Genomic DNA, 23446 nt, shown 5'->3' with positions numbered 1-23446 from the left:
CGATGTCCGGCACGATTTCCACCAAGGGCCGCTACGCGCTGCGGGTGATGATCGACCTCGGGTGCCACGAGGGCTGGGTGTCGCTCGGGGACGTGGCCAAGCGCCAGGGCATCAGCCGCAAGTACCTGGAGCAGGTGATGAGCTCGCTGCTCAAAGCGCGGCTCGTGACGAGCCAGCGGGGCAAGGGCGGCGGCTACCAACTGGCGCACGACCCGGCCGACTACACCGTGGGCGCGATCCTGCGCGCGGCCGAGAACGGCTCGCTGGCCCCGGTCGCGTGCCTGGACTGCTCGACCGGGGCGCTCTGCCCGCGCGCCGAGAGCTGCCCGACGCTGCCGATGTGGCAGGAGCTGGGGCAGGTGACGGCGAACTACCTGGACTCGAAGACGCTGGCCGACCTCTTGGACGGCACGACCGCCGCGGACATCGACGGGGGCTGCGGCGTCTGACTGCGCTGGCGGCACGGGGTCGCGTCCCTGTGCCGCCCTATTCTGCCTCCGCGTCAGGCAGGCCAGCCGCCGCCCGACATGTAGCCGCAGCTACTGAGGACGATGCCCTTGCTCGGCGTCGAGGCGTGGATCATCATGCCGCCCACATAGACCCCCACGTGGCCGCTCTTCCACACGAGGTCGCCCCTCTGCAGCTGGGAGACGGGCTTGAAGTTCGCGATGGCGCCCCTCTGGCTCTCGCTGTAGTGGCTCAGCGAGACGCCCGCTCGCGCGAAGCAGTACATCGTGAGGCCCGAGCAGTCGAAGGTGCGGCTCGCCGGGTTGTAAGCCCCGTACACGTAGGATCCGCCGAGCATGTCGTACGCTGCGGCCACGACAGCGGACCGCTGGGCGCTCGTACCGCCCGAGGTGGGCGTTGTCGTTCCCTGTGAGGAGCCACCGCTCGGCTTGGTGGTGCCCGTCGGCGTGGCGGGCGTGCTCGGGTTCGGCTTCGGGGTCGTGTTCGCGCTCCCGCCCGCGCTCTCGTTCGTGGGGTTCGAGCCGGAGCTCGGGCGCGACTCTGAAGCGCCCGCAGGGTTGGTCGCCGACCCTGCGGACTGGCCGCCTTGCGTCGTCGCGCTCTCAGCGGCCCGTTCCTCGGCAGCCTGGCGCGCCGCCTCTTCCTGTGCGGCCTTTTCCTGCGCTGCCTTCTCGGCGGCCGCCTCCTCGGCGAGCTTCTGCTGGACCTCTTGGTCCAAGCCGTTCACGTAGGACTCGGCCTCCGCCACCTGCGCATCGAGCGAGGCCTGCTGCGCCTCTTGCTCGGCAAGCAGGGACTCCTGGTGCGCACGCTGGGTCTCGAGCTGCTGCTTCTGCCCGGTGAGTTCGATGTTCTTATCGTTGAGCTCCGCCTTGAGCTGCTTGGTCGCGGCGATCTGGCCGGCACGCTGCTCCGAGACCTTGTCGGCGTAGTACACGCGCTCCCACAGGTCCTCGAAGCTGTTGGCGTTGAGCAGGACCGACAGCACCGACACGCTGCCGTTCTTGTAGTCCACCCGGGCCATGGCGGCGAGGCTTTGCTGGCGCTCGGCCAGCTCCGCCTGCTTCTCGGCAATCTGGCGCTCGGTCTGCGCGATGGACGCCTCCGCCTGCTCGACGAGCCCGGTGGTCTCGTCCAGCTGCACCTTGGTGCCGTTGAGCTGCTCGGAGATCTGCTCCGCCTGGCCGTACAGCTCGTCGAGCTGTGCCCGGGCGCTGGCAAGCTTGCCCTGGAGCTCGGTGGAGGTGTCGGCCAGGGCGATTCGAGGCGCGCCAAGAAGGGCGCCTCCCAGAAGGATGGCGACGACCGCCAGGAACAGCGTGCGGAGAGGCTTCTTCACTGAGTACCCCCGATGTTCACGTGCCTTTGAGTCCGGATAGGCACCATGGTAACCACCTGTGCCCACGTAGGCGCCGGAAGTCCCTCGCTTTTCGTCGGACGCGCAACGGTCGACAAAAGAGGGCGGCCGCCGAAGCGACCGCCCTCGCAGACGTTCTGTAGCGCGTGACCGCAGCCGGTTACGCCGGCCAGCCGCCGCCGACCATGCCCCACGTCATCGGGCCGACGATGATGCCCCTGGTGGGGTTGGACGCGTGGATCATCTGGCCGTTGCCCACGTAGATGCCCACGTGGCCGCTCTTCCACACGAGGTCGCCAGGCTGGAGCTGCGACAGGGGCACGAAGTTCCTGATGTAGCCCTTCTGCGCCTCGGACTGGTGCGGGAGCGAGATGCCCGCCTTCGAGAAGCAGTACATCGTGAGGCCCGAGCAGTCGAAGGTGCGGTTGGCCGGGTCGTAGGCGCCGTAGATATAGGAGCCGCCGACCATGGACCAGGCGGCGTCGATGACCGCCTGACGCTGGGCCGTGCTGCCGGCCACGCTCGACGACGACCCGCCCGAACCGGAAGGCCTCAACCCGGAGCCAGGGTTGGAGCCCGAAGGCGTGGAGCCTGCGGCAGGACGGGAGCCAGTCGAGCCGGAGGGCGCGGTCGAAGAGCCGTTCCCCGAGCTGGAGGAGCCGGAAGAACCGCCGCTGGAGCCCGACGAGCTGCTCGCCAGCGCGGCGTTCGCTGCCTCGCGGGCGGCGTTGGCCTCGGCCTCCTGCTGCGCCCGGGCGGCCTCCTGCTCCTCGGCGAGCTTGTCCTTGACCTCCTGGTCGAGGCCGTTCACGTAGGACTGTGTCTCGGAGACCTGGGCGTCGAGCTGCGCCTGCTGCGACTCCTGGTCCGCCTGGAGCTGCTCCTGCTGCGCCTTCTGCTGCTCCAACTGCTGTTTCTGAGCCGTGAGCTCGATGCTCTTGTCGTTGAGCTCCGCCTGCAGCTGCTTGGTGGCGTCGATGTCGGACGCCTGCTTCTCGGACACCTTGTCCGCATAGTGGATGCGACTCACGAAGTCGTCAAAGGAGGTGGCGTTGAGGACGATCGAGAGGAACGACACCGTGCCGTTCTTGTAGTCCTGGGCCACCTTGGCCGAGAGGTGCGACTGGCGCTCGGCCAGCTCCGCCTTCTTGGCCTCGATGTCCTTCTCGGTCTGGGCGATGTCGGAGTTCGCCTGGTCGATCTTCGCGTTGGTCTCCTGCAGCTGCACCTTCGTGCCGTTGAGCTGCTCGGAGATCTGCTCGGCCTGCTCGTAGAGGGAGTCGAGCTTGTTCTGCGCCGTGTCGAGCTTGGCCTGCAGCTGTGCCGCCGTGTCCGCGACGGCCGGCGTCGGCGCACCGAAGGCGACAGCGCACAGGAACGCCCCGACCAGCGCGAGCGCCGCAGGGGCCTTGAATCGCTTACTCATAGGACCTCTCGTGGTTGGGTGCACGGTCCGGCTTCGACGCGCGCCGAAGCCCCTGAGAATGGTAGCAACGTGCCCCCAGCAGCGTTTCAGGCAACTCCCTCCTTCACATACCGGCAGAACCCGCTGCGCAGCTGCTGTCCCTTCAATGAGAGGTTCTCCACAATCCTCAAAAAAGGGAGCCCGGGCCAGCCGGCCCAAGCCCCCGATCGTCCGCCATGCGAACGGTTGAGCCGTTAGTTCCAGCCGCGGCCGGCGCTCCCGAACTCGCGGATCTTCTCCTCGGTCTTCGCCTGGATGGCCGCAGCGCCCGGGGCCAGGAACTTGCGCGGGTCGTAGCCCTTGCCCTTCTTGGCGGCGCCGGACTCGACGTACTCGCAGGTGGCGTCCGAGAAGGCCACCTGGAGCTCGGTGTTCACGTTGATTTTCGCGATGCCGTTCTGGATGGCCTTGGCGATCTGGTCCGCCGGGATGCCGGTGCCGCCGTGGAGGACGAGCGGCATGGCGCCGGTCTTGGCCTTGATGGCGGCGAGGACGCCGAAATCCAGGCCCTCCCAGTTGTCCGGATAGAGGCCGTGGATGTTGCCGATGCCGCAGGCGAGCATGTCGACGCCCAGGTCGGCGATGGCGGCGCACTGGTCCGGGTCGGCCAGCTCGCCCTTGCCCACGACGCCGTCCTCGACGCCGCCGATGCCGCCCACCTCGGCCTCGATGGAGATGCCCTTGGCGTGGCAGATCTTCACGAGCTCGGCGGTGTTCTTCATGTTGACGTCGAAGGACTCCTCGTGGGAGCCGTCGTACATCACGGAGGTGAAGCCGGCGTCGATGCACTCGAGGCAGGCGTCATAGGTGCCGTGGTCCAGGTGCAGGGCGACGGGCACCGTGAGGTCGAGGGCGTCGTACATCGCGTGCACGAGCTTGGAGACGGTCTTGTAGCCGGTCTGGTACTTGGCCGCGCTCATGGAGCACTGGATGATGACCGGGGACTGGGTCTCCTCGGCGGCGTTCATGATCGCGTGGCACCACTCGAGGTCGTTGGTGTTGAACGCGCCCACCGCGTAGTGGCCGGCCTCGGCCAGGTCGAGCATCTGCTTGGCGTTGACGAGCATGCTGGAACCTCCGTTAGTTCGCCTCTCCTGCGGACGGCGGCACGGCGCCGGCGCCCGTTTCCATACCTACGAGCGATTATCGCCTTTGTTATGGGGACGCCGGGGGCGGGAAGACAAATCCACAGGGAAAAGCGCGTGGGCGGTCGTTTGTGCAGCTAGAGCTGGCAAAGATGACCAGCTGTGGGCGGACAAGGTGAACCGATGGGCACCCGTGAGGACCGTGCGCCCCCGGTCGGCCTCACATTGCACATCCGAGCCAGATCGCATTTCTCGATTCGGCAGCAGGGAAAACCGCCATCTGAACGTCCGCATCGCAGTTTCTGCCTCGCACGAATCCAGATCCGCAATCTGAGCGTCACTCAGACCTGCAATCCTGCGACATGCCTGAGGCCCTTCAGTCCGGGCCCGCATGTGCCCCGCGCCACGTCCGCAGTGCTGCGTGCCCGCCCCGCTTGCCACCCGGCGGTGGGACTCGGCCATGGCTCCTCCGCGCGCGGCGATTCATCTACGTCGGTTTTAGAGGAGGGCGCGCGTTTCTTCTCGGTTTCGATAATTCCTACCGCACTGCTAGGTGTTTACCGGCGGGGGTATCCCTTATGGCACCCCGCCCGCGCACGAGACCGAGAGGAGCAGCCATGGCCGCCACGACGAACGCGATGTCGATGCGAATGCCCTGCTCCCGGGACCCTCGGTCGCGGCGCTCCTGCGCGTAGCCGCACCTCCTGAGGCTCCCGGGACTCCCCGTTTGTTTGAACGCGTCAAACCAAGAAGGAGCACCCCATGAGCCAGAGCACGCACATCGAGACCATTCAGGTCCACGCCGGCCAGGAGCACCCGGACCTGTCCACGGGCGCCCGCGCCGTGCCCATCTACGCCACCACCAGCTACGTCTTCCCCACCAGCGAGTCTGCCGCCGCGCGTTTCGGGCTCGCCGAGGCCGGCAACATCTACTCGCGCCTGACCAACCCGACGGTGGCCGCGTTCGAGAACCGCGTCGCGGCGCTGGAAGGGGGCACCGCGGCCGTGGCCTTCTCGTCCGGCTCCGCCGCGATCACGGCGGCCATCGAGAACGTCGCGGGCGCCGGCGACCACGTCGTGGCCTCCACCAACCTCTACGGCGGGACCGCGAACCTCTTCTCGCACACGCTGCGCGACCTCGGCATCGAGACCACCTTCGTGGACCAGACCGACCTCGAGGCGGTGGAGGCGGCCATCCGTCCCGAGACCAAGCTGCTGTACGCCGAGACCCTCGGCAACCCCGGATCCGAGGTGCTCGACATCGAGTCCTGGTCCGCCATCGCACACCGTCACGGCCTGCCGCTGATTGTGGACGCGACGTTCTCCACACCGGCGCTCTTCCGGCCTCTCGAGCACGGCGCGGACGTCGTGGTGCACTCCGCCACGAAGTTCCTTGGCGGCCATGGGGCGGCCATGGGCGGCGTGCTCGTGGACGGCGGCACGTTCGACTGAGCCGCGTCCGACGCGTTCCCCGGCCTCTCACAGCCCAACCCCAGCTATCACGGGCTGGTCTTCTCGGACGCGGGCGGGAACGCGGCCTACGCGCTCAAGGCCCGCGCGACGCTTCTGCGCGACCAGGGCGCGTGCCTCTCGCCGTTCGACGCGTTCCTCCTGCTGCTCGGCACCGAGACGCTGTCCCTGCGCGTGGAGCGCCAGGTGGAGAACGCGCTCGCGGTGGTGGGCTTCCTGAGCCGGCACCCGCTCGTGGGCCGCGTCGACCATCCGTCCCTGGCCGAAGGTCGCGAGGGCGAGCTGTACCGGCGGTTCTATCCCAACGGCGGGGCCAGCATCTTCACGTTCGACATCGACGGCTCGGCCGACGAGGCGCGGCTGTTCACCGAGAGCCTCGAGCTGTTCTCGCTGCTCGCGAACGTGGCGGACGTCAAGAGCCTCGTGATTCACCCAGCGAGCACCACCCACAGCCAGCTGTCGGAGGACGAGCTGCTCGCCGCCGGCATCCGGCCGCAGACCGTGCGGCTCTCCATCGGCACGGAGCACGTCGACGACATCATCGCCGACCTCGAGCGAGGCTTCGCGGCAGTGGAAGCGTCACGCGCATAGAGGTGCGCGGCCCTCGCACGGCGCCGTGCGAGGGCGCCTTCTTGCCTCACGCGAAGACGGCGGCGCACATCAAAACAACAATCGCCGCCGCCGCAATCAGCAGACACACCTTCATGACGGACCGGTCCACGTGCTTCTCGCCCTCGGGCATCTCGTTGGCCTTCTTCTCGGCCTCGACCTCCTCGGGCAGATCCTCCAGCTCTCGGTTCGTCTTCTCGGTGTACGTGGGGTCGGCGGCCATGGCACAGCTCCTCTCGTCGTTTCAAGGGACGTACCCGCCGTTGTCAAAACGTGCCCCCACACCGGCGCTTGAGCCGAGCCACGCACCCGCTTCACATCACCGTGTCTGGCTCACTCGTCCGCCGGCTTGCCGCCCTGGAGCGATGCCCCTTCGTAGCTGGAATGCAGCGGCTGTTGCTCCAGACGGGGCACCACCCGCCGCAGCGTCGCTTCCAGGGCGTCCTCCGCGCCCATGCGGTCCGCGACGTCCCACGCCGCCCACGGCTGCTCGCCCTGTTCGGTGAACACGCGCACGGTGGCGGGGTTCAAGACCCACGCGTCCCCGAAGCGCTCGGTCTCCACCAGCACGTGGGCCTCCCCGTCCTTGGGCACCGAGAAGTGCGCGAGCAGCGAGTCGAGGCCGGGGTCCTCGTTCCAGGAGACGACGAGCCCCACGGTCGCGGACGCCAGCTCCCCCACCGGTTGCACCATCTGGTCAAGGCTCTGGGCGAGCGCGTCCTGCTCGTCACCGAGCGCCAGGTAGTCGCGGAAGAACCGCTCGGTGGCCTGCGTCCGCAGCGGCTCCTCGACGTCGCTCCAGCGTCGCATGGACAGTGAGAGGTCGGCGGCGCCCTGCACTGCGAAGGTGCGGATCAGTGACTCGATCAGCGCGTTCACGTCCACCCCGCCGGGAAGCTCGGACAGCTCGTCGAGCGCCTCGTCGAGCGCGTCCTGCTCGGTGTCGGCGTCGTCGCCCTCTGCCGCACCGTTCGTCTCGGCGTCGCCCGAGGCGCCGAGCAACGACTCGAGCGCCTCCCGCGCCTGCCGCATGCCGTCGACGCGCTCGCGCCACTGGCCCACGTTCGCAAGGCCCACGGCCTGCACGTCGCAGGTGCCAGGCAGCGACCCCATCACCACGGACAGCGCGACAACGAGCCCCTGGTCGGGCTCGGCGCCGAAGAGGTCGAGGAGCGCGTCCGTCTCGGGGGCGTCGCCCCGCTCGTAGGTGAGCCGGGACAGGCTCATGGACACCGCCGACGCCACGACCGGCAGCAGCTCCTTCAACCCTTGACCGACGGCCAGCTCGTAGCGCACGGCGGGCGACAGGCCGTCCTCCATCGCGCAGCCCGGGGCGTCCACCCACAGGTAGGGCACGCCGCACTGCTCCAACTCCCGTGCCACTTCCATCCGGGCGTCCCCGAGCACGTACTGCCAGGTGCCGGACCGCCACGCCTCCACGAGGACGCCCACGTAATTGGACGGCCAGAAGGGGTCCCGCTCGCCCCGAGTGAGGGCACCTGCCGGGTTCAGCGACATCTCCCACTCGTAACCCTCGGGGGCGACGCTCACCACGGCGTCGGGGAACCGGTCGGCCATCTGGGCCTTCCCGGCACAATCCGGTGCGAGAACGATGTGGGCCATGGCTGCCTCCCTTCCGTTCGGCCGTGGACGACGGCGCCATTGTAGGCTCCCTGTGCCGGAGGCCCGCGCCGACGGTCGGCGCCCACGGCGCGCACGAGCGGGGCGGCCGGAGCGCCGCTTCCCGACCTGCGGGCTCGGACTACCCCGTCGTCCTCGGTGCGTCCCGTCGAGCCCACAAGGCCCATAGCGTCTGGGCGAGCACGAGGCACCCGAACAGGCCCGCGCTGACCCAGAAACCGAACCGTGCGAGCGACCCCGCGACGCCAGCGAGCGCCCCGAGCCCGTCGATCACCGGCAGGCACAGGATCTGCCCCAGCGAGATCATCGCGTTGCCGAGCCCGTAGGCACGCCCGTACGCGGCACCGGGGCACACGCGGCCGATCAGGTAACCCATCGATGCCTGCGTCACACCGAGGAAGACGCCCTCGCAGACGGTCGCCGCAAAGACGGCGCCCATGTTGGTCGCGCCGAGCAGAACCAAACACCCGACGAGCCCGGCCACGGGCGGCACCACGGCCACGAAGAGCCCGAGCCGGCGCGTGAGCCACGGCAGCGCCAGCGAGGAGAGCGCAGCGGCCAGCGTCACGAGGCCCATGGCCGCACCGGCGTCGGCGGTGGTGCCGATCGCCGCGTCACGGACCACGTACAAGGCCAAGTTGAACGGCACGACAGCGTACGCGAGCAGCGAAACCGCAGCGAGCGCGCAGAGCGCGCGGCCGCGAGCGCCGACGGCGTCCCCTTTCGGCAAGGGGGCGCTCTCGGGGGCCTTCTCGGGCACGGGCGCTTTGAGCACGAGCGCCGCAGTCACGAGGACCGGCACCACGAGGAGATAGAGCCAGAAGACCCCGCGCCAGCCCACAGCGAGGGCGAGCCGGCCCGCCACAAAGAGCACCGCGGCCGCGCCACCGTTGTTGGCCGCAGAGTTGAGGCCGAGGGCCCGGGCCCGGGCGCGGCCCGTGAAACCGTCGAGACAAAGCTCACCGAGCGTGGCGACCACCGTCGACTGCCCAAGTCCCACAAGCAAGGCGGCGACCCACAGCTGGGGCAGCGAGACCGTGCCCACGAGCGGCATGAGGCCGCCGAGCAGCTCGCCGGCGAGGCCGCCGAGCACGCGAGCCTTTGCCGCGACGCGCCCGGCCAGCGCCGACACGGCCAGCGAGCCGGCGAACGACCCCACCACGGAGCATTGGAGCATGGCCTGCACCGCCGCGTCGCCGGCACCGGGGAAAGCGGCAGCGACGTCCGCCGTGAGCACGGACCCGACCGCTCCGAACTGGGTGATGAGGGCGCAGAGCACGATCACGACGAGCAACGGCAGCTGGCGCCTCTCGAAGGCGCGGCTCATGAGCCGGGCACCGTCTGCGCGGTTTTTGTCGAGAGGCTCATCATTCTGACAACCCTTAATTCCCTGTCCCACACAACAAATCCAGAGACTGATATTCTAGGACGATGGAAAGACGCGGAGCCCCTAGGAGAGGACGCACATGGCCGAGCCCCGCACACGCCTGGAAGGACGCGGCGGCGTCAGCGCCGCCGATTGCATGCGCGTCGTGCCGCGACGGGAGAAGGAGTCCGGGTCGGCCTATGCGTACCGCGTGCTCTCGCGGAACATCATGATGCTCTACATGCCGCCCGGGGCGTGGATTCGCGAGTCGTCCATCGCCGAGGCGCTGCACGTGTCGCGCACGCCGGTGCACGAGGCCATGGGGCTCCTGCGGGACCGGTCGCTCGTCGACGTGGCGCCCCAGAGCGCGACGCACGTCTCGCGCATCAGCGTGAGCGAGCTGCGCCAGTCGTTCTTCATGCGTGTGGCCGTGGAGCCGCTCATCGTCACGCAGCTGGCCCGCACGGTGTCGCCGCATGCGGTCGCCGACCTGGGGGCGATCCTCAAGCAGATGGACGAGGTGTGCTCCGAGCCAGGGCGCGAGGCGGAGTTCATCGACCTCAACGCCCGGTTCAACAAGCGGTTCTACGACGCGGCGGGCAAGGGCTACATCTGGGAGAGCCTCCAGAAGACTGGCACCGCCTACGAGCGCACCTACAACATGGGGCTCCTGTACGGCTACTCGCGTCCCAACACCGACATGCACCGGCAGATCGTGAGCTTCCTCCGGTCCGGCGGAGAGAACCGCCACGAGGTAACGACGGCAATCCACGGGATGCTGTCCGACTACACGCAGTACCTCGAGCGGCTGGCACGCGACTTCCCCGACTGCTTCGTGCTGCCCAGGCGCTGACACGCACGTGCATTTGGCGTGCATTTGGGGACAGTCCCTTTTTACACATCGATCTTCATAACAAAGGGCGGTGCGCCGAGTCTTGGCACCGCCCTTTTCCGTGCTCACATGATTGGTCGCCCGCGCGATCAGTCCTCGGGCTCGACACCCGCGGCCGCGGCCTCGGCCTCCACCTCGGAGCGCGGCTTCGTGCTCTCATAGAACACGACCTCGCCGGCGTCCGCGATGGTCTTGCCGTCAACGAACGGCAGGGCCAGGAACTCGGAGACGGTGGGAACGAGGTCGGAGCAGTCGGTGTAATGGTTCTTGTGGTTCAGGACGGAGGTGTCCTGCGCGCGCCAGTAGTGGTCGTTCACATCGGTGAGGTAGTACAGCTTGTCGCCCGCCTGCATGTACACGGAGTGGTTGCACCGCAGGTAGTCGGCAAGCCCGTCCACGTTCAGATCGAGAGCCTCTTCTGCACGAACGCCCATGACGGTTCCTTCCCTCGCAAGTGGATAGTGGCAACCGTTGTCGGACCGCCTGGGGCCGATCGGACGGCTGCAGCGTGACTGAAAGGCTACCCCAACTCATGATCGCCCAGACCCACAAGGACCGGTTTCTCCGTGAGCGCACCGACGGTCCGGCCAGCGCCGGGGCTGTGCACGTTCGGCAGTGCAACGAGACGGACCCGAGCGATGCCCGTGCGCAATCACGCCGAAACGGGGCAAACTGTTCAGTTCTTTGCCCCACAATCGGGAGCTTCTCGGCACGAGGATGGCTCACGTGGCGGAACGGGGCCGATACGGGGTCAACCGTTGCACCGCTTGCCCCGAATCGGCCTTTTATCGCTGGCCTTGCACCGCGGTGCAGGTCCCGGGCGTCACGCCAGGATGAGCGCCTCCAACTCCTCCGGCGTGTCCACCAGCACCGTCGCGCCGTTCTCGATCAGGGACTCCCGGCTCCGGAAGCCCCAGGTCACGATCAGAGGCTCGAGCCCGGAGTTCGCGGCGGTCAGCACGTCCACCTCGGAGTCGCCCACATAGCAGGCGTCCTCAGGCGCCACTCCCAGCGTCTCGAGCGCGCGGAACACCATGGTCGGGTCCGGTTTTCTCGGGATGTCGTCGCGCTGGCCGAGCACCGCGTCGAACACGCCGGGAAAGTGCAGATCGGCCAGCTCGCGCACCGCGAAGTCCACCTTGTTCGACACCACGGCCACGCGCACGCCCTGCTCGCGCAGGCGGGCGACCATCGCGACGATCCCCGGGTATGGCCGCGTGTGGTCGTTGCAGTGATCGCCGTAGACCTCTTTGAAGCGTGCCAGCACGCGGGCGCGCTCCTCGTCCGGGCACGTCTCCCCCACCGCCAGCTCGATCAGGCGGGGCACGCCGTTGCCCACCATGGCCCGCACCTCGGCGAGCGAGTAGGGCTCCCGCCCGAACTCCTGCAGCGTGCGGTTCAAGCTCAACTGCAGGTCGTCCAAGGTGTCCAGGATCGTGCCGTCCATATCGAACACAGCCGCTCGCGCCATGGTTTCGGCTTCCTTTCCGTTTGAAAGAGACCCTCTCCCGGCTCATTCTCCCCAACTTGGCGTGGCTATTATGGAAGGTCGCGCGCCGGGACGCGCTGTCTCCGCATCCCGCGCCGTCTTGGCAACCCCGCCCGATCCCGCAGAGGGCGGAAAAGACGAAAGGAACCAGCAGTTCCCATGAGCGACACCCGCACCTACTCCCTGCACACGCACACCTGCGGCCAGCTCCGCGCGTCCGACATCGGCGAGGAGGTGGTCCTCACCGGTTGGGTCTGGCGTCGCCGCGACCACGGCGGCCTGATCTTTGTGGACCTCCGCGACCGCACCGGCGTCACGCAGCTCGCCTTCGACCCGGACCACTCCGGCGGCGAGGCGTTCCACACCGCCGAGCAGATCCGCCCCGAGTGGCCGATCATGGTCACGGGCGTCGTCCGCCACCGCCCCGAGGACACCGCGAACCCCAACCTCGAGACCGGCGAGATCGAGGTCATCGTCTCGAACATCGTGGTGCTCAACAGCTCCAAGACGCCGCCCTTCCCCATCGAGGACGGCATCGAGACGGCCGAGGACACCCGCCTGCGCTATCGCTACCTGGACCTCCGTCGCCCGGAGCTCCAGCGCAACCTCAAGGTCCGCAACGACTTCACCTTCGCGATGCGCGAGGCCATGCACGCCGAGCGCTTCCTCGAGGTGGAGACCCCGTCCCTGGGCAAGTCCACCCCCGAGGGCGCCCGCGACTTCATCGTCCCGTCGCGCACCCAGCCGGGCAACTTCTACGCGCTGCCGCAGTCCCCGCAGCTCCTGAAGCAGCTTTTGATGGTGGCCGGCGTCGAGCGCTACTACCAGGTGGCCAAGTGCTTCCGCGACGAGGACCTGCGCGCCGACCGCCAGCCGGAGTTCACCCAGGTGGACGTCGAGATGTCCTTCGTGACCGAGGACGACGTCATCGGCATGATGGAGCACGTGCTGGGCAAGGCCTTCGCCGCCGTGGGCGTTGACTTCCCGGCGCCGCTCCGCCGCCTCAACTACTGGGACGCGATGGACACCTATGGCTCCGACAAGCCCGACACCCGCTACGGCATGACGCTCATGGATGTGAGCGACATCTTCCGCGCGAGCAACTTCAAGGTGTTCGCGAGCGCCGCCAGCACCGAGGGCAGCTGCGTCAAGTGCATCAACGCCAAGGGGGCCGGCGCCTGGCCGCGCGCCCAGATCGACAAGCTCGAGGACGTGGCCAAGAAGCTCGGCGCCAAGGGCCTCGCCTGGATTGCGTTCCGCGAGGACGGCTCCGTGAACAGCCCCATCGTGAAGTTCTTCTCGGACGCCGAGATGGACGCCCTCAAGGAGCGCGCGGGCGTCGAACCGGGCGACCTCGTTATGTTCGCCGCCGCCCCGCGCCTCGAGGCCGACGAGATCCTCGGCGGCATGCGCACCCACATGGCCGACGCCCTCGACGTCCCGCGCGAGGGGCACGACTTCCTGTGGGTCGTCGACTTCCCGATGTTCAAGTACGACCAGGAGCACAAGCGCTACGCCGCCGAGCACCACCCGTTCACGCTGCCGACGGGCGACCTGGGCCTCATCGAGACTAACCCCTTGGCGGTCGGGTCGGCCACCTACGACTTCGTGATGGACGGCTTCGAGGCCGGCGGCGGCGGCCTGCGTATCCACAACGCCGACCTGCAGATGCGCGTGCTCAAGCGCATGGGCTTCAGCGAGGAGAAGGCAGCCGAGCAGTTCGGGTTCCTGCTCGAGGCGCTCTCTTTTGGCGCGCCCCCGATGGGCGGGTTCGCGCTCGGCCTCGACCGTGTGTGCATGCTCCTGGTGGGCGCGCCGTCCATCCGCGACGTCATGGCGTTCCCGAAGACGGCGAGCGGCTCGGACCTGATGCTCGGCGCCCCGAGCGAGGTCAGCGCCGCGCAACTGAAGGACGTGTCGCTCTCGATCAACTAGCGGTGCCGTCAGACCCTGACGAACCTGGAGCCGCCCCCTCGGGGGCGGCTCTTTTGCTGCGCCGTGAGACACTCCAAAGAGACGAAAGTGTCCCACGGGACAATGAGACACTCTAAAGAGACGAGAGTGTCTCATCCGAGGAGGCGTGCGCCATGGGGCGTGTCCGTCGCTGGGCAGTGGCAGGCGTGTGCGCCGCCGCGCTTGTCGGCATGTTGGCCGTCTCCGGGCGCCGCATCCCGCTCGCGCGCACGACCGACGCCGACTGGGGCATCGAGGCGCTCGCAGGCGCGCACGACGAGAACGGTGACGGCATCGACGACCAGGCGCAGATCCTCTCAGGCGCCCGCGCCGCAGTGGCCGCCCGGCCCGCATACGACGGGTCGTACGTGGAGGGCGGCTGGCCCCCGGCCGGCCAAGGCGTGTGCACGGACGTCACCGCTCGAGCGCTGCTCGCCGCCGGGTACGACCTCCAGGCCCTCATCGAGCAAGACATGGCCGCCGCACCCGAGGCGTACGGGAACCCACGGCCGGACCCCGCGATCGACTTCCGACGGGTCGCGAACCAGCACGTCTGGCTGCAACGGCATGCCGCAGCGCTGACCTTGGACCCTGCGGACATCGCGCAGTGGCACGGCGGCGACATCGTGGTGTGGGAGGACCATGTGGGCGTTGTGAGCGACGTCCGCGACCAGGACGGCGTGCCGCTCGTGATCCATCACGCGCACCCGTTCCAGCTGTCCTATGAGGAGGACATCCTGAGGAACTGGGGCGCGATCGTGGGGCACTACCGCGTGGCCGGTTGACCGGGTCCGGCTCCCCTGTTTTTCTTCCCCTACACTGAAAGGCCCCGTTCCGAGACCCGAGAGGAGACGCGATGCACGAGCCCGAGTGGCGGCCGCTCCACCGGGAGCCGCCGGTCGACCACGAGCCTGTCGAGCTCGTCGCGCCGCTGCCGCTCGGCTGGTCGCTGCCGCGCGCCGTGCCGCTGGTGCCGCGCGCCGCTCGGGAGCTGCTGAAGGTCGAGGTCCCCGACACGGTGAAGCCGCTCGACGAGGCGCCCGAGGAACCGGACGAGCCGGACCCGCTGCTGGGCGCCGTCGAGGACTGGTACCGCGACAGCCGCGAGGGGCGCCTTCGCACGTCCGTGGCCGAGCTCCAGGCGACGATCGAGCGCGAGCGGTTGCTCCGCAGGGACGCCGAGGAGCGGCTGGCACAGGCGGACCGGCTCGTCGAACAGCAGGTGGCCATCAGGGTGGCCGAGGAGATCGGCCGCTACCAGCAGGAGTCCCTCGAGGAGCTCCAGGACGCCGTGAGACGGGCCCGAACCAAGGAACGGAACGCGCTGCTCGGCACCGCCCGCGCGGCGGAAGCGGCGCAGCGCGACCTGGGAGCGCAGGTTCGCCACCTGCAGGAGGCGAACCGGGTCCTCGAGCAGCGGGTGGCGGAGCTGTCGGCGCCACACGACGCGTTGGAGCGCGAGCGTCGAGCCCGCGAGCTAACGGAGGCCGCCTGGGCGCGTCAGTTGTCCGACGCCGAGAACCGGGCTCGGCGCCTACAAGCGGAGCTGGACGCGGTGCGGTCCCAGCCGCGCGACGTTGACCTCGGCCCTGTGGAGGGGCCCCTGGACGCGATCCGCACGATCCCGACGTCGCTGCGCGAGGAAGTGGACCTGTTCGCCATGCTCCAGGACCGCGTGGAGTTCCTGCCGAGCGCGCTGCTCTCGGCCGACAAGTACCACGGCCCGGACCTCGACCGCTACTGGGCGGGGCTGCTCGCGATGCACGACCACCTGTGGCCCCTCAAGTTCCTCGAGGAGGACGTGCAGATCAGCCGCGACTTCAAGGAGCGCAGCGGCTTCGAGTACGCGGCCAATGAGAGCCCGGAGACGCTGGCCATCGAGGAGTGCCGACGAGCCCGCACGTTCCGGTACAACGGCGAGGACGTGCTGATGACCAACCACGTGAAGATCGGCAACCCGAGCCGCTACGCGGACGGGGCCCTCCGGGTGTACTTCCTGTTCGACGCCGAGCGCCGCAAGCTGGTCGTGGGACACATCGGCAAGCACCTGCCGACGAAGGGCTGGCTGAGAAGCACCTGAGGTCGTGTGCATTTAGGGACTGTCCCCAAATGCACATCGGCTAGAGAACCACTTCCATGTCCAGGCAGCGCGTGCGGTAGCCCAGGCGCTCGTAGAACTCGATCGCGCCCGGGTTGAGTGTCCACGCGTGGAGCGTCACGTTGTGGCAGCCGTTCTCGCGCGCCCAGTCCTCGCAGGCCCGCATCAGCGCCGTGCCGGCACCGTGCCCACGGGCCGCGTCGCTCACGCAGAGGTCGTCCACGTACAGGGTCCTGAGCGGCACCAGACAGCCCTCCCCCTCCGGCACCTCGCGCTTCTCGGCCATCACGTGCCCGAGCACCGTGCCCTCGTCGTCCACGGCCACAAGGGTCAGCCGCGACCCGTCCGCCAACAGGTCGGCGAGCTGGGAGGCGCGGTACTTGACGCCCCGAGCGAACAGGTCCGGCCTGCCCTCGTGATGGAGCGCGTTGACCTGGTCGAGCAGCTCGAGCAGCGCGGGCACGTCCGATTCGACGGCGGGGCGGACTTCCATGAGGGGCTCCTTCTCGGCGGGGACGGAGGCTCCAGTATCCCCCACTGGGCCTACAGGCGCTTGGTGAACTTGCCGATGAGGTCTGTCCGAGGGACCGTGCCGTCCTTGATGTGCGCCAGGAACGGCCCGTGCGCGTACACGGCGAGACCCAGCTGGACGAGCGCGAAGACCCACACCGCCGTCTCGCATCCCGTGACGAGCACGCCGCAGAGGAACGCGAGCGGAATCGCGACGCCGGCAATGCAGAGGTAGCGCGTCGCCAACAGAAACACGAGCCCCACGACGAGTGCCACGAGGGCCACGAGCGGCCGCGCGAGCACGATGGTCGCGATCATGCAGGCGACGCCCTTGCCGCCTTTGAAACCGGCCCAGACCGGGAAGATATGGCCGACGGTGGCCACCGTGCCCGCCACCATGGCGACGGTGGGAAAGGCAACGCCCGGCAGCCACAGCCAGGCGAGCCAGACGGCGGCACAGGTCTTGAGCACGTCCCCGGCGAGCGTCAGGATGCCCGGGCCGATGCCGAACTGCGAGGTCATGTTGGCCGTTCCCGGATTGCCCGTGCCCGTCTGGCGCACGTCCGCATGCACCACGAATCGGGCCACGATGTCGCCCATCAGGATCGACCCCAAGAGGTACGAGACGACGACCACCAGCGCCCACCGCAGAACCATGGCTGTCCCCTTCTATCAAATGAGAAATGAGCCAGAACCCGCCGGGCACTGGCTCATTTCTCAGTTTATGTCACGCCTCAGCTAGGCCTGGTGGCGCAGGTCGTAGAAGGCCTTGAGCACCGGGGTGGTGTCCTCGAGGGCCGCGGTGTCGGCGTACAGCATGTGGCCGTTGCTCGACTCGTGCCAGTGCACGCGCTGGGCAAGGGCGTCGGGCAGGTACATCTTGGCCATGTCATGGATGACGTTCCAGTAGGGCGTGGCGCCGTCGTGGCGGCCGCCGAGGAAGATGATGTTGCTCGTCGGGTTGCGGCGCAGGGCCGTGGCGATGTCGAAGGCCACGTTGGGCATGGGCGCGGTGCCGATGCCGGGCATGTCGTGGTTCCAGTTCCAGTCCTCGTTCACCTGGATGTTGAGGCCGTAGTAGTTGGGGTAGCCCTTGAAGCCCATCTCGCGCAGGAGCTTCTGGTAGACCTCGTTGTACACCACCTGGATCGCGTCGTAGGACGGGTCCTCCGCCTGGAAGAAGCCCAGCTCGCCCTGGATCGGCTGGTAGGCCTGCTCGGTGAAGCGGGTGTCGTAGCGGCCGCTCGTGAGGCCCTTGGCCTGCTGGTTGTGCGCGCGCCACTCGTAGAGGTCGATGCGGAGCTTGCGGGCAAGGATCCAGTCCACCGGCATGCCGATGAAGTGGCTCATCTGCTCGGCCACGGCGCGCATCTCCTCCTCGGGCAGGTTGGCGCCCTTGGTGATGGCCGAGATGTAGGTGTCGTTGACGAAGTCCATGGCCTGACCGAACCACGCCTCGGGGTCCACGCCCTGGCCGGCCATGCCAAAGGTCTGGGCGGTGGCGGCCATGACCGGGAACATGCCGGCGTAGTAGTCGTCGTTGCCCGGCAGCATCACGGCGTAGTCAAGGATCGTGGACTGCTCCACCACGCCGTCGACGCCCACGCCGCGCTCGCCGAGCAGGCGATAGACGACGGCCGCGCGCGTGGTGCCATAGGACTCGCCGTAGAGGTAGTGCGGGCGGTCCCAAGCGTCGCGCTCGTTGAGCCATGCGATGACGGTGCGGCTCATGGCGTCGCCGTCGCCGTCGACGCCCCAGACCTTCTTGGGGTCATAGCCCTTGGCCACGTGGCTGTAGCCGGTGCCGGGGGCGTCGATGAAGACGAGGTCGGACACCTGCAGCAGCGTGTAGGGGTTGTCCTCCACCGGGCACGTGTTCTTGAGGTGCTTGGTGCCCTCGGTCGGGACGCGGAAGGGGCCCTGGCCGCCGATGCAGACCATGGAGCTGGAGCCGCCGGGGCCGCCGTTCCAGAGGAACGTGACCGGGCGGTCGCTCTTGTCCTGGTCGTCCGAGACGTAGGACAGGCAGAACTGGTGGCACATCAGCTCGCCCTTGTCGTCATAGATGTCGACCATCTCGGCGGTGCCCTCGAAATCGATGGTCTGGCCGTCGGGGCCGTGCCACGTGTAGGCACGGGTGGCCTTCTCGGGGACCTGATCCCAGGTCTCGGGCTCGGGCGCGGTGGTCGTTGCGTCTGCCATAGTGACCCCTCTCTGGCGGGTGTCCGCCGTTGGTTGGCATGTGCTGAGGGGTCGGTACCCGAGAAGGGACGGGCCGCCGAGACGCCGTCGAGATTTGACGGGACATCCACGGGTTTCTATTCAAGGGATAGCTGAGAAACGCTCGGTGCGACCATCAGCGCTTCGGCAACCATAGGCGACAGGCCGTCAGCCCCCGCTCGCGTCGGAAATCCACCGTGCCTCCGAGCAGTTCCGCATACTCTTTGACCAGCGCCATGCCAATGCCGGTGTGACCGTCCCGACTCGAGTAGAAGCGGTCGAAGGCTCGTGCTAAGGCTTCATCGGACGGGGGCTCCCCGTCGTTCCAAACGCAGAACAGAACCCCGCCGTCTTCCTCGCCGACCGTCATCTCGATTCTTCCCACGGCGTGCCTTACGGCGTTGCTGACGATGTTCAGAAGCATCGACCTCATCAATTCGCAGTCGGTCTCAAAAACGAGCCGGCTGCGAGCGGTCAGACGGAGGTCCACGCTCCGCCGCTGCGCCTCCGGTCGCAGCGTATCAAGCGCGTCGGCAGCCTCTCCGCACGCATCACAGGGCGCGACCCTGACGACGACCTCATGCGCCTCCACCTTCGAAAGAGACAAGATGTTGTCCACCAACGCACCCATTCGCTCCGACTCCTCAGAGATCACAGCCACCGCCTCGCCCTGAGAAAACGTGCCGGTCTGCAGTCCGGCCGCATAGCCTTGAATCGCCACGAGGGGCGTCCTCAGCTCGTGCGCCGCGTTGGCGAAGAACTCCCGAGAACGTTGACGCGCTATCGATGCCGACCGTACCCCCAGCCAGATGGCCAGCCCTGCCATGGGACCGACCACGCAGAGGGCGGTGAGCAGTTGGTGGCGGGCTGCCTCGTTCGCTGTGAGGGGGAGCGTCACGTCCACGAAGACCAGGACCGTCGCATCGCCGGGCACGTCCCGGCACAGAGCCCCCTCGTTCACAGCTCTCACGAGAAGAGAGACGCCGCCCTCTGAAATCACCGTAGCTCCCGAATCCACGGGAGGCGCTCCCTCTCGCTCGCAAAAACCGAGCAGCGCCCGCTCTGCAACCGAGAGAGAGGCGGGAGCGACCCACAGGGCCTCCACGGGGTCCGCACGTACCAGGAGCTCCCCAACACGGTCGTCCACACCGGCCTGCGAGCCATCAAGCTGGAGGTGCTCCGAGATAGCCTCGTCGGCTCGACTAATGAGACCTCTGGCCTGTACGGCCGACAGAGCTTGAGCCACAAGAAGCAGCACAAAGGTGGTGCCTGCCATCAAGAGCGCGGCACACACTGACCTCTGCCCAAAAGGACGCTTGCTGCGCAACACGGCTCACCCCTCTTGAGCCCGGAAGCGGTACCCATAGCCCCAGACCGTCTCATTGAGAGCCCGAGAACCAGCGGCAGCCAGTTTCCGGCGCAGGCGTCGGTTGGCCTCTTCGACAGCGCGCATGTCCTGGATACCCGGGGCGCCCCAAATGCTGGCCATCAGCTCCTCTTTGGAGACGGCCTGCCAAGGGCGGGACACGTAAAAGCCCATCAGATTCTGCTCTAGGGGTGAAAGGGGCACCACGCGACCGTCGACTCGCAGCTCACGCACCTTGGGGTCATAGGACAGATTGGCCAGAATGAGCGCGTCAACGCCGCACCCCCGCGAGTCCATGGCTGGCCGGCGCAGCAAAGCGCTCATCTTGGCCAGCAACAGCGCCGGTTTGAAGGGCTTGGTCACGTAGTCGTCGGCGCCCTGCGCCAGCGCCTCACAATAGGCGTCGTCGCCGTTGCAAGCTGTGAGCAGGATGACCGGCACGTCCGATATCGCTCGAATGCGCTCAAGGGTTGCCAACCCGTCCAGCCCCGGCATGAGGACGTCCAGTAGCACGATTTGACAGGACGATTCCGTCATGGCAGACAACAGCGCCTCGCCCGAAGCAAAGCCTCGCACATCGTAACCGGCGCGCACGAGGACCCGCTGCAAAAGGGTGCGCGTGTACAGCTCGTCATCAGCGAAATAGGCCAACGCCATCGTTTACGTCCCTGCCAAGAATGCCCTTGGTCGATGCGGCTCGACCGACACGTGCTTTCAGAGTATGCCAAGGCCAACCATGGACTCCCGTGCAAACCGTCCAATACTCGCACGGAATATGGGGCTCCCAGCAGCGGCTGCATTGTGCGTAACTTGAACGGTTTAATTCTTGGACTTCAGTTTACCATCAGTCGTGAAGAAGGGAGGTGCTTATGAAGAAGACCTTACTTGCGGTTTTGGGAACCGCGTTCGCGAGCGCGTCACTCGCCGTCGCCGTCACGTGGGCCGTCATTCCACAGAGGCTCGACGACCCCCTCGCCCAGTATCCACGCAACGCAATGGGGCTGACCTACGGACACCTGAATAACGAGGAGCTGGCGGGGGTTCAAATGTCCGCAGAGGAAGCCAACGCAGCAATTCCCGACCTGGTCTGGTGCCAAAACATCGACGGTCAGGACGGCTACTTCTACAAGTACGCCATGTTCTGCGACCTTGAGGAGATTCCGGTTTTCCTATCCGACGGCCACACCCAAGTGGGTGTCATCCAGAACCGTCACAGCTGGAATTGGAGCGAATCATGAAACACTTTACGATAATGCACCGCGTCGTGGCCGCAGCGTTGCTAGCGTTCTTCATCTATGACGAGGTTCTCGAAGTCATCGACAACCCCACCACTAAGCAGCTCCCCGTTTACGACGCAGAGGATAATCTCGTCGGTTTCTTCCCCATCCACTTTGGCTAGTGGCCGGCACGCCACTCGGCACTCTCGAGTGATGGGCTGCAGCCTCTCAAGACCGCAATCCATCACGGTCTACACGCGCACACGACAAACCCTCGTCGAGGCCTCCGCCGACTACGGCATAAGCGGCCCTTTCTCGGCCGTGCATGACAGAACCCGCTCCGGGCCGCAACACTGCGTGGCCCGGAGCGGGTCTTGGAGTTCCATCGCCGTGCGCCGTCACTCGGCCGGCTCGTCCACGACGTCGATCGAGTCCGTCTCGGTCAGCACCTCCGGCGCCGCTGCGCGCTTCGGCGCCGGCATCCTCTCCTGCGCGGACTGGCCCGGCTCGTCGTCGCCCATGGCCATCAGCTCGGGGATGATCGCACAGAGGCCGTCCTCCGTGGCGTTCTTGAGCGGCGAGCGCTTCATGTAGGCCTTGACCTGCGCCTGGCTCTGCTTGATGCCCTTGAGCGTGCCCGGGCCGGCAACGCAACCGCCGGGGCACGCCATGCCCTCGAGCAGGTAGCCGGGGTACTTTCCCTTGGTCGCGTCGCGGAGCAGCGCGCGGCAGTTGTCGAGCCCCTCGGCGCTCGCGACGTTCACCTCACGGTCCGGGTGCGTCTTGTGGATGGCGTTGACCACGGCGTTCGCGACGCCGCCCGCCACGGCGAACCCGCGCCCGTCGGCGCTCGCGCGCGAGAAGTCGTTGTCCGCGGGCTTCGGCAACTTGGTGTAGTCGATCTCGAGCGCCTCCATCATCGCGTAGACCTCCTCGAAGGTGAGCACGAAGTCCACCTCCGAGCGCACGGACTCGCGCATGGCCTCGAGCTTCTTGGCCGAGCAGGGCCCCACGAAGACGATCTTCGCCTCCGGGTGCAGCTGCCGCAGGTAGCGGGCCGTGAGCGTCATCGGCGTGAGGGCCATGCTGATGCACTTCGCGTGGTCCGGGAAGTCCTTCTTGGCCATCATGGCCCAGGCGGGGCAGCAGGACGTGGCCATGAACGGGAGCTTGTCGGGCACCTCCTCCAGGAAGTCCTCGGACTCCTGCACCGTGCACAGGTCCGCGCCGATGGCGACCTCCTCGACGCCCGCGAAGCCGAGCATCGTGAACGCCTCGCGCAGCTTGCCCACGTCGCCGCGGCCGCCGTACTGGCCGACGAACGCCGGAGCCACGGCAGCGATGACCTCGGCGCCGCTCTGGATGGCCTTGATCACCTGGAAGATCTGGCTCTTGTCGGCGATGGCGCCGAAGGGGCAGTTCACGAGGCACTGGCCGCAGGAGACGCAGCGGCTGTAGTCGATGTCCGCGTGGCCGTACTCGTCCGAGCCGATGCAGTGCATGCCACAGGCCGCCGCGCAGGGACGGGCGCGATGGAGGATCGCGGTATAGGGGCACACGTCCTTGCAGCGACCGCACTTGATGCACTTGTCCTGGTCGATGTGGGCCCGATGGTTGACGAACGTGATGGCGCCCTTGGGGCAGATCTCGCGGCACGGGTGCGCAAGGCAGCCCTGGCACTGGTCGGTAACGATGTAGGAGTCCTCGGGGCACGCGTGGCAGGCGAACTTGATCACGTTGATCAGGGGCGGCTCGTAGTAGCGCTCGGGGTGCTCGGCCTCCCGGATGCCCTCGGACACGCTGCTGGGCTGGTCCACCGGCAGCAGGTTGAGGCCCATGGCGAGGCGGATGCGCGCGGCGACGATGGCGCGCTCGAGGAAGATCGACTCGCGGTACGTGGCGGACTCGCCCGGGATGATTTGGTACGGCAGCTCCTCAACCCAGCTGGTGTCGAGGTCCTCCTGGTGCGTGTAGGCCACGCGGGCCACCTCGCGGAAGACCTTGCGGCGGATCTCGGTGAGGTTGGTGTACACGCCGCGCATGGTGTTGGGCATGAGGGCTCCTTGAGGACGTGGTCGCGTTGGTTCATGGAGAGTCTAGCGGACACCGCGACAGCGCCGAAGAAGGGACCGGTCCCGCAGACGCCGGCGCAATTAGACATGCACGATGGCGAGCGGCCGCTGACAAGCCGGCACCAACCCGCCGTGGACGCTTCGGAGAGAGCCATTTGTCCACGGTTG

General features: G+C 67.6%; 21 protein-coding genes and 1 pseudogene. 8 read left to right on the top strand and 14 right to left on the bottom strand.

Annotated elements, in window-relative coordinates; translation table 11 throughout:
• The first annotated feature begins 2 nt into the window (after positions 1 to 2).
• Positions 3 to 449: an RrF2 family transcriptional regulator gene (locus QJ043_RS00465; RefSeq protein ID WP_283712204.1), complete on the top strand. Its 447-nt coding sequence runs from the start codon at positions 3 to 5 to the stop codon at positions 447 to 449.
• Positions 450 to 502: 53 nt separating this feature from the next.
• Here the strand turns inward: QJ043_RS00465 and QJ043_RS00460 are convergent, their stop codons facing one another.
• From QJ043_RS00460 to fba, 3 genes are all read right to left on the bottom strand, one after another.
• Positions 503 to 1807 (bottom strand): C40 family peptidase, encoded by a 1305-nt coding sequence (locus QJ043_RS00460; RefSeq protein ID WP_283712203.1) that lies wholly within the window; start codon positions 1805 to 1807, stop codon positions 503 to 505.
• Between the two features lie 178 nt (positions 1808 to 1985).
• Complete coding sequence (locus QJ043_RS00455; RefSeq protein WP_283712202.1) at positions 1986 to 3251, bottom strand: C40 family peptidase; 1266 nt, start codon at positions 3249 to 3251, stop codon at positions 1986 to 1988.
• Positions 3252 to 3484: 233 nt separating this feature from the next.
• Positions 3485 to 4357, bottom strand: coding sequence for a class II fructose-1,6-bisphosphate aldolase (fba, locus tag QJ043_RS00450; protein WP_283712201.1), 873 nt, complete (start codon positions 4355 to 4357; stop codon positions 3485 to 3487).
• Between the two features lie 780 nt (positions 4358 to 5137).
• On the opposite strand from fba, the pseudogene QJ043_RS00445 reads away from it, so the two are divergent.
• Positions 5138 to 6436 (top strand): annotated as a pseudogene (locus QJ043_RS00445) (O-acetylhomoserine aminocarboxypropyltransferase/cysteine synthase family protein).
• A gap of 46 nt (positions 6437 to 6482) precedes the next feature.
• Here the strand turns inward: QJ043_RS00445 and QJ043_RS00440 are convergent.
• The 3 genes from QJ043_RS00440 to QJ043_RS00430 all read right to left on the bottom strand — a co-directional run bounded on the left by QJ043_RS00440 (position 6483) and on the right by QJ043_RS00430 (position 9422).
• On the bottom strand, positions 6483 to 6677 hold the full coding sequence (locus QJ043_RS00440) for a hypothetical protein (RefSeq protein WP_283712200.1): 195 nt from the start codon (positions 6675 to 6677) through the stop codon (positions 6483 to 6485).
• A gap of 110 nt (positions 6678 to 6787) precedes the next feature.
• Positions 6788 to 8077, bottom strand: a complete 1290-nt coding sequence (locus QJ043_RS00435; RefSeq protein ID WP_283712199.1) for a hypothetical protein — start codon at positions 8075 to 8077, stop codon at positions 6788 to 6790.
• 139 nt (positions 8078 to 8216) lie between these two features.
• Positions 8217 to 9422, bottom strand: a complete 1206-nt coding sequence (locus QJ043_RS00430; RefSeq protein ID WP_283712198.1) for an MFS transporter — start codon at positions 9420 to 9422, stop codon at positions 8217 to 8219.
• Positions 9423 to 9561: 139 nt separating this feature from the next.
• Between QJ043_RS00430 and QJ043_RS00425 the strand changes: the two genes are divergently transcribed.
• Positions 9562 to 10314: a GntR family transcriptional regulator gene (locus QJ043_RS00425; protein WP_283712197.1), complete on the top strand. Its 753-nt coding sequence runs from the start codon at positions 9562 to 9564 to the stop codon at positions 10312 to 10314.
• Positions 10315 to 10442: 128 nt separating this feature from the next.
• Here QJ043_RS00425 and QJ043_RS00420 read toward each other — a convergent pair whose 3' ends face one another.
• Complete coding sequence (locus tag QJ043_RS00420) at positions 10443 to 10787, bottom strand: CDP-alcohol phosphatidyltransferase (protein WP_283712196.1); 345 nt, start codon at positions 10785 to 10787, stop codon at positions 10443 to 10445.
• 389 nt (positions 10788 to 11176) lie between these two features.
• Positions 11177 to 11824 (bottom strand): HAD family hydrolase, encoded by a 648-nt coding sequence (locus QJ043_RS00415; RefSeq protein WP_283712195.1) that lies wholly within the window; start codon positions 11822 to 11824, stop codon positions 11177 to 11179.
• Positions 11825 to 12001: 177 nt separating this feature from the next.
• On the opposite strand from QJ043_RS00415, the gene aspS reads away from it, so the two are divergent.
• The 3 genes from aspS to QJ043_RS00400 all read left to right on the top strand — a co-directional run bounded on the left by aspS (position 12002) and on the right by QJ043_RS00400 (position 15875).
• Complete coding sequence (aspS, locus tag QJ043_RS00410; protein ID WP_283712194.1) at positions 12002 to 13777, top strand: aspartate--tRNA ligase; 1776 nt, start codon at positions 12002 to 12004, stop codon at positions 13775 to 13777.
• A 152-nt stretch (positions 13778 to 13929) separates the two neighbouring features.
• A complete protein-coding gene (locus QJ043_RS00405; RefSeq protein WP_283712193.1) occupies positions 13930 to 14580 on the top strand; it encodes a DUF1287 domain-containing protein in 651 nt (216 codons plus the stop codon).
• 71 nt (positions 14581 to 14651) lie between these two features.
• On the top strand, positions 14652 to 15875 hold the full coding sequence (locus QJ043_RS00400; protein ID WP_283712192.1) for a hypothetical protein: 1224 nt from the start codon (positions 14652 to 14654) through the stop codon (positions 15873 to 15875).
• Between the two features lie 40 nt (positions 15876 to 15915).
• Here QJ043_RS00400 and QJ043_RS00395 read toward each other — a convergent pair whose 3' ends face one another.
• The 5 genes from QJ043_RS00395 to QJ043_RS00375 all read right to left on the bottom strand — a co-directional run bounded on the left by QJ043_RS00395 (position 15916) and on the right by QJ043_RS00375 (position 20646).
• Positions 15916 to 16386, bottom strand: a complete 471-nt coding sequence (locus tag QJ043_RS00395; RefSeq protein WP_283712191.1) for a GNAT family N-acetyltransferase — start codon at positions 16384 to 16386, stop codon at positions 15916 to 15918.
• 50 nt (positions 16387 to 16436) lie between these two features.
• Positions 16437 to 17060 (bottom strand): glycerol-3-phosphate acyltransferase, encoded by a 624-nt coding sequence (locus QJ043_RS00390; protein ID WP_283712190.1) that lies wholly within the window; start codon positions 17058 to 17060, stop codon positions 16437 to 16439.
• Positions 17061 to 17141: 81 nt separating this feature from the next.
• Entirely contained in the window at positions 17142 to 18605 is a 1464-nt protein-coding gene (locus QJ043_RS00385; protein WP_283712189.1) for a S10 family serine carboxypeptidase-like protein, read from the bottom strand.
• A gap of 154 nt (positions 18606 to 18759) precedes the next feature.
• On the bottom strand, positions 18760 to 19899 hold the full coding sequence (locus tag QJ043_RS00380; RefSeq protein WP_283712188.1) for a sensor histidine kinase: 1140 nt from the start codon (positions 19897 to 19899) through the stop codon (positions 18760 to 18762).
• Between the two features lie 57 nt (positions 19900 to 19956).
• Entirely contained in the window at positions 19957 to 20646 is a 690-nt protein-coding gene (locus QJ043_RS00375) for a response regulator transcription factor (RefSeq protein WP_283712187.1), read from the bottom strand.
• A 212-nt stretch (positions 20647 to 20858) separates the two neighbouring features.
• Between QJ043_RS00375 and QJ043_RS00370 the strand changes: the two genes are divergently transcribed.
• On the top strand, positions 20859 to 21227 hold the full coding sequence (locus tag QJ043_RS00370; RefSeq protein WP_283712186.1) for a hypothetical protein: 369 nt from the start codon (positions 20859 to 20861) through the stop codon (positions 21225 to 21227).
• Positions 21228 to 21253: 26 nt separating this feature from the next.
• Positions 21254 to 21388 carry a hypothetical protein gene (locus QJ043_RS00365; RefSeq protein WP_283722690.1) on the top strand — a complete coding sequence of 45 codons (135 nt, stop codon included), beginning with the start codon at positions 21254 to 21256 and terminating at the stop codon, positions 21386 to 21388.
• A 216-nt stretch (positions 21389 to 21604) separates the two neighbouring features.
• On the opposite strand, the gene QJ043_RS00360 is transcribed toward QJ043_RS00365, so the two are convergent.
• The gene (locus QJ043_RS00360) at positions 21605 to 23260 is read right to left on the bottom strand and encodes a 4Fe-4S dicluster domain-containing protein (protein ID WP_283712184.1); all 1656 of its coding nucleotides are present in this window, start codon (positions 23258 to 23260) and stop codon (positions 21605 to 21607) included.
• Between the last annotated feature and the right edge of the window lie 186 nt (positions 23261 to 23446).

The organism is Kribbibacterium absianum (assembly GCF_030067705.1).
Taxonomy (GTDB): Bacteria; Actinomycetota; Coriobacteriia; order Coriobacteriales; family Atopobiaceae; genus Kribbibacterium; species Kribbibacterium absianum.
Note: the sequence above shows the minus strand (reverse complement) of the source record. Positions and strands in the feature narration are given on the sequence as shown.

What these genes read in the sequence shown, in the direction of transcription:
- QJ043_RS00465 (WP_283712204.1), top strand. Translation starts at nt 3, where the DNA reads ATGTCCGGCACGATTTCCACCAAGGGCCGCTACGCGCTGCGGGTGATG.
- QJ043_RS00455 (WP_283712202.1), bottom strand. Translation starts at nt 3,251, where the DNA reads ATGAGTAAGCGATTCAAGGCCCCTGCGGCGCTCGCGCTGGTCGGGGCG.
- fba (WP_283712201.1), bottom strand. Translation starts at nt 4,357, where the DNA reads ATGCTCGTCAACGCCAAGCAGATGCTCGACCTGGCCGAGGCCGGCCAC.
- QJ043_RS00440 (WP_283712200.1), bottom strand. Translation starts at nt 6,677, where the DNA reads ATGGCCGCCGACCCCACGTACACCGAGAAGACGAACCGAGAGCTGGAG.
- QJ043_RS00435 (WP_283712199.1), bottom strand. Translation starts at nt 8,077, where the DNA reads ATGGCCCACATCGTTCTCGCACCGGATTGTGCCGGGAAGGCCCAGATG.
- QJ043_RS00430 (WP_283712198.1), bottom strand. Translation starts at nt 9,422, where the DNA reads ATGAGCCGCGCCTTCGAGAGGCGCCAGCTGCCGTTGCTCGTCGTGATC.
- QJ043_RS00425 (WP_283712197.1), top strand. Translation starts at nt 9,562, where the DNA reads ATGGCCGAGCCCCGCACACGCCTGGAAGGACGCGGCGGCGTCAGCGCC.
- QJ043_RS00420 (WP_283712196.1), bottom strand. Translation starts at nt 10,787, where the DNA reads ATGGGCGTTCGTGCAGAAGAGGCTCTCGATCTGAACGTGGACGGGCTT.
- QJ043_RS00415 (WP_283712195.1), bottom strand. Translation starts at nt 11,824, where the DNA reads ATGGCGCGAGCGGCTGTGTTCGATATGGACGGCACGATCCTGGACACC.
- aspS (WP_283712194.1), top strand. Translation starts at nt 12,002, where the DNA reads ATGAGCGACACCCGCACCTACTCCCTGCACACGCACACCTGCGGCCAG.
- QJ043_RS00405 (WP_283712193.1), top strand. Translation starts at nt 13,930, where the DNA reads ATGGGGCGTGTCCGTCGCTGGGCAGTGGCAGGCGTGTGCGCCGCCGCG.
- QJ043_RS00400 (WP_283712192.1), top strand. Translation starts at nt 14,652, where the DNA reads ATGCACGAGCCCGAGTGGCGGCCGCTCCACCGGGAGCCGCCGGTCGAC.
- QJ043_RS00395 (WP_283712191.1), bottom strand. Translation starts at nt 16,386, where the DNA reads ATGGAAGTCCGCCCCGCCGTCGAATCGGACGTGCCCGCGCTGCTCGAG.
- QJ043_RS00390 (WP_283712190.1), bottom strand. Translation starts at nt 17,060, where the DNA reads ATGGTTCTGCGGTGGGCGCTGGTGGTCGTCGTCTCGTACCTCTTGGGG.
- QJ043_RS00385 (WP_283712189.1), bottom strand. Translation starts at nt 18,605, where the DNA reads ATGGCAGACGCAACGACCACCGCGCCCGAGCCCGAGACCTGGGATCAG.
- QJ043_RS00380 (WP_283712188.1), bottom strand. Translation starts at nt 19,899, where the DNA reads ATGGCAGGCACCACCTTTGTGCTGCTTCTTGTGGCTCAAGCTCTGTCG.
- QJ043_RS00375 (WP_283712187.1), bottom strand. Translation starts at nt 20,646, where the DNA reads ATGGCGTTGGCCTATTTCGCTGATGACGAGCTGTACACGCGCACCCTT.
- QJ043_RS00370 (WP_283712186.1), top strand. Translation starts at nt 20,859, where the DNA reads ATGAAGAAGACCTTACTTGCGGTTTTGGGAACCGCGTTCGCGAGCGCG.
- QJ043_RS00360 (WP_283712184.1), bottom strand. Translation starts at nt 23,260, where the DNA reads ATGCCCAACACCATGCGCGGCGTGTACACCAACCTCACCGAGATCCGC.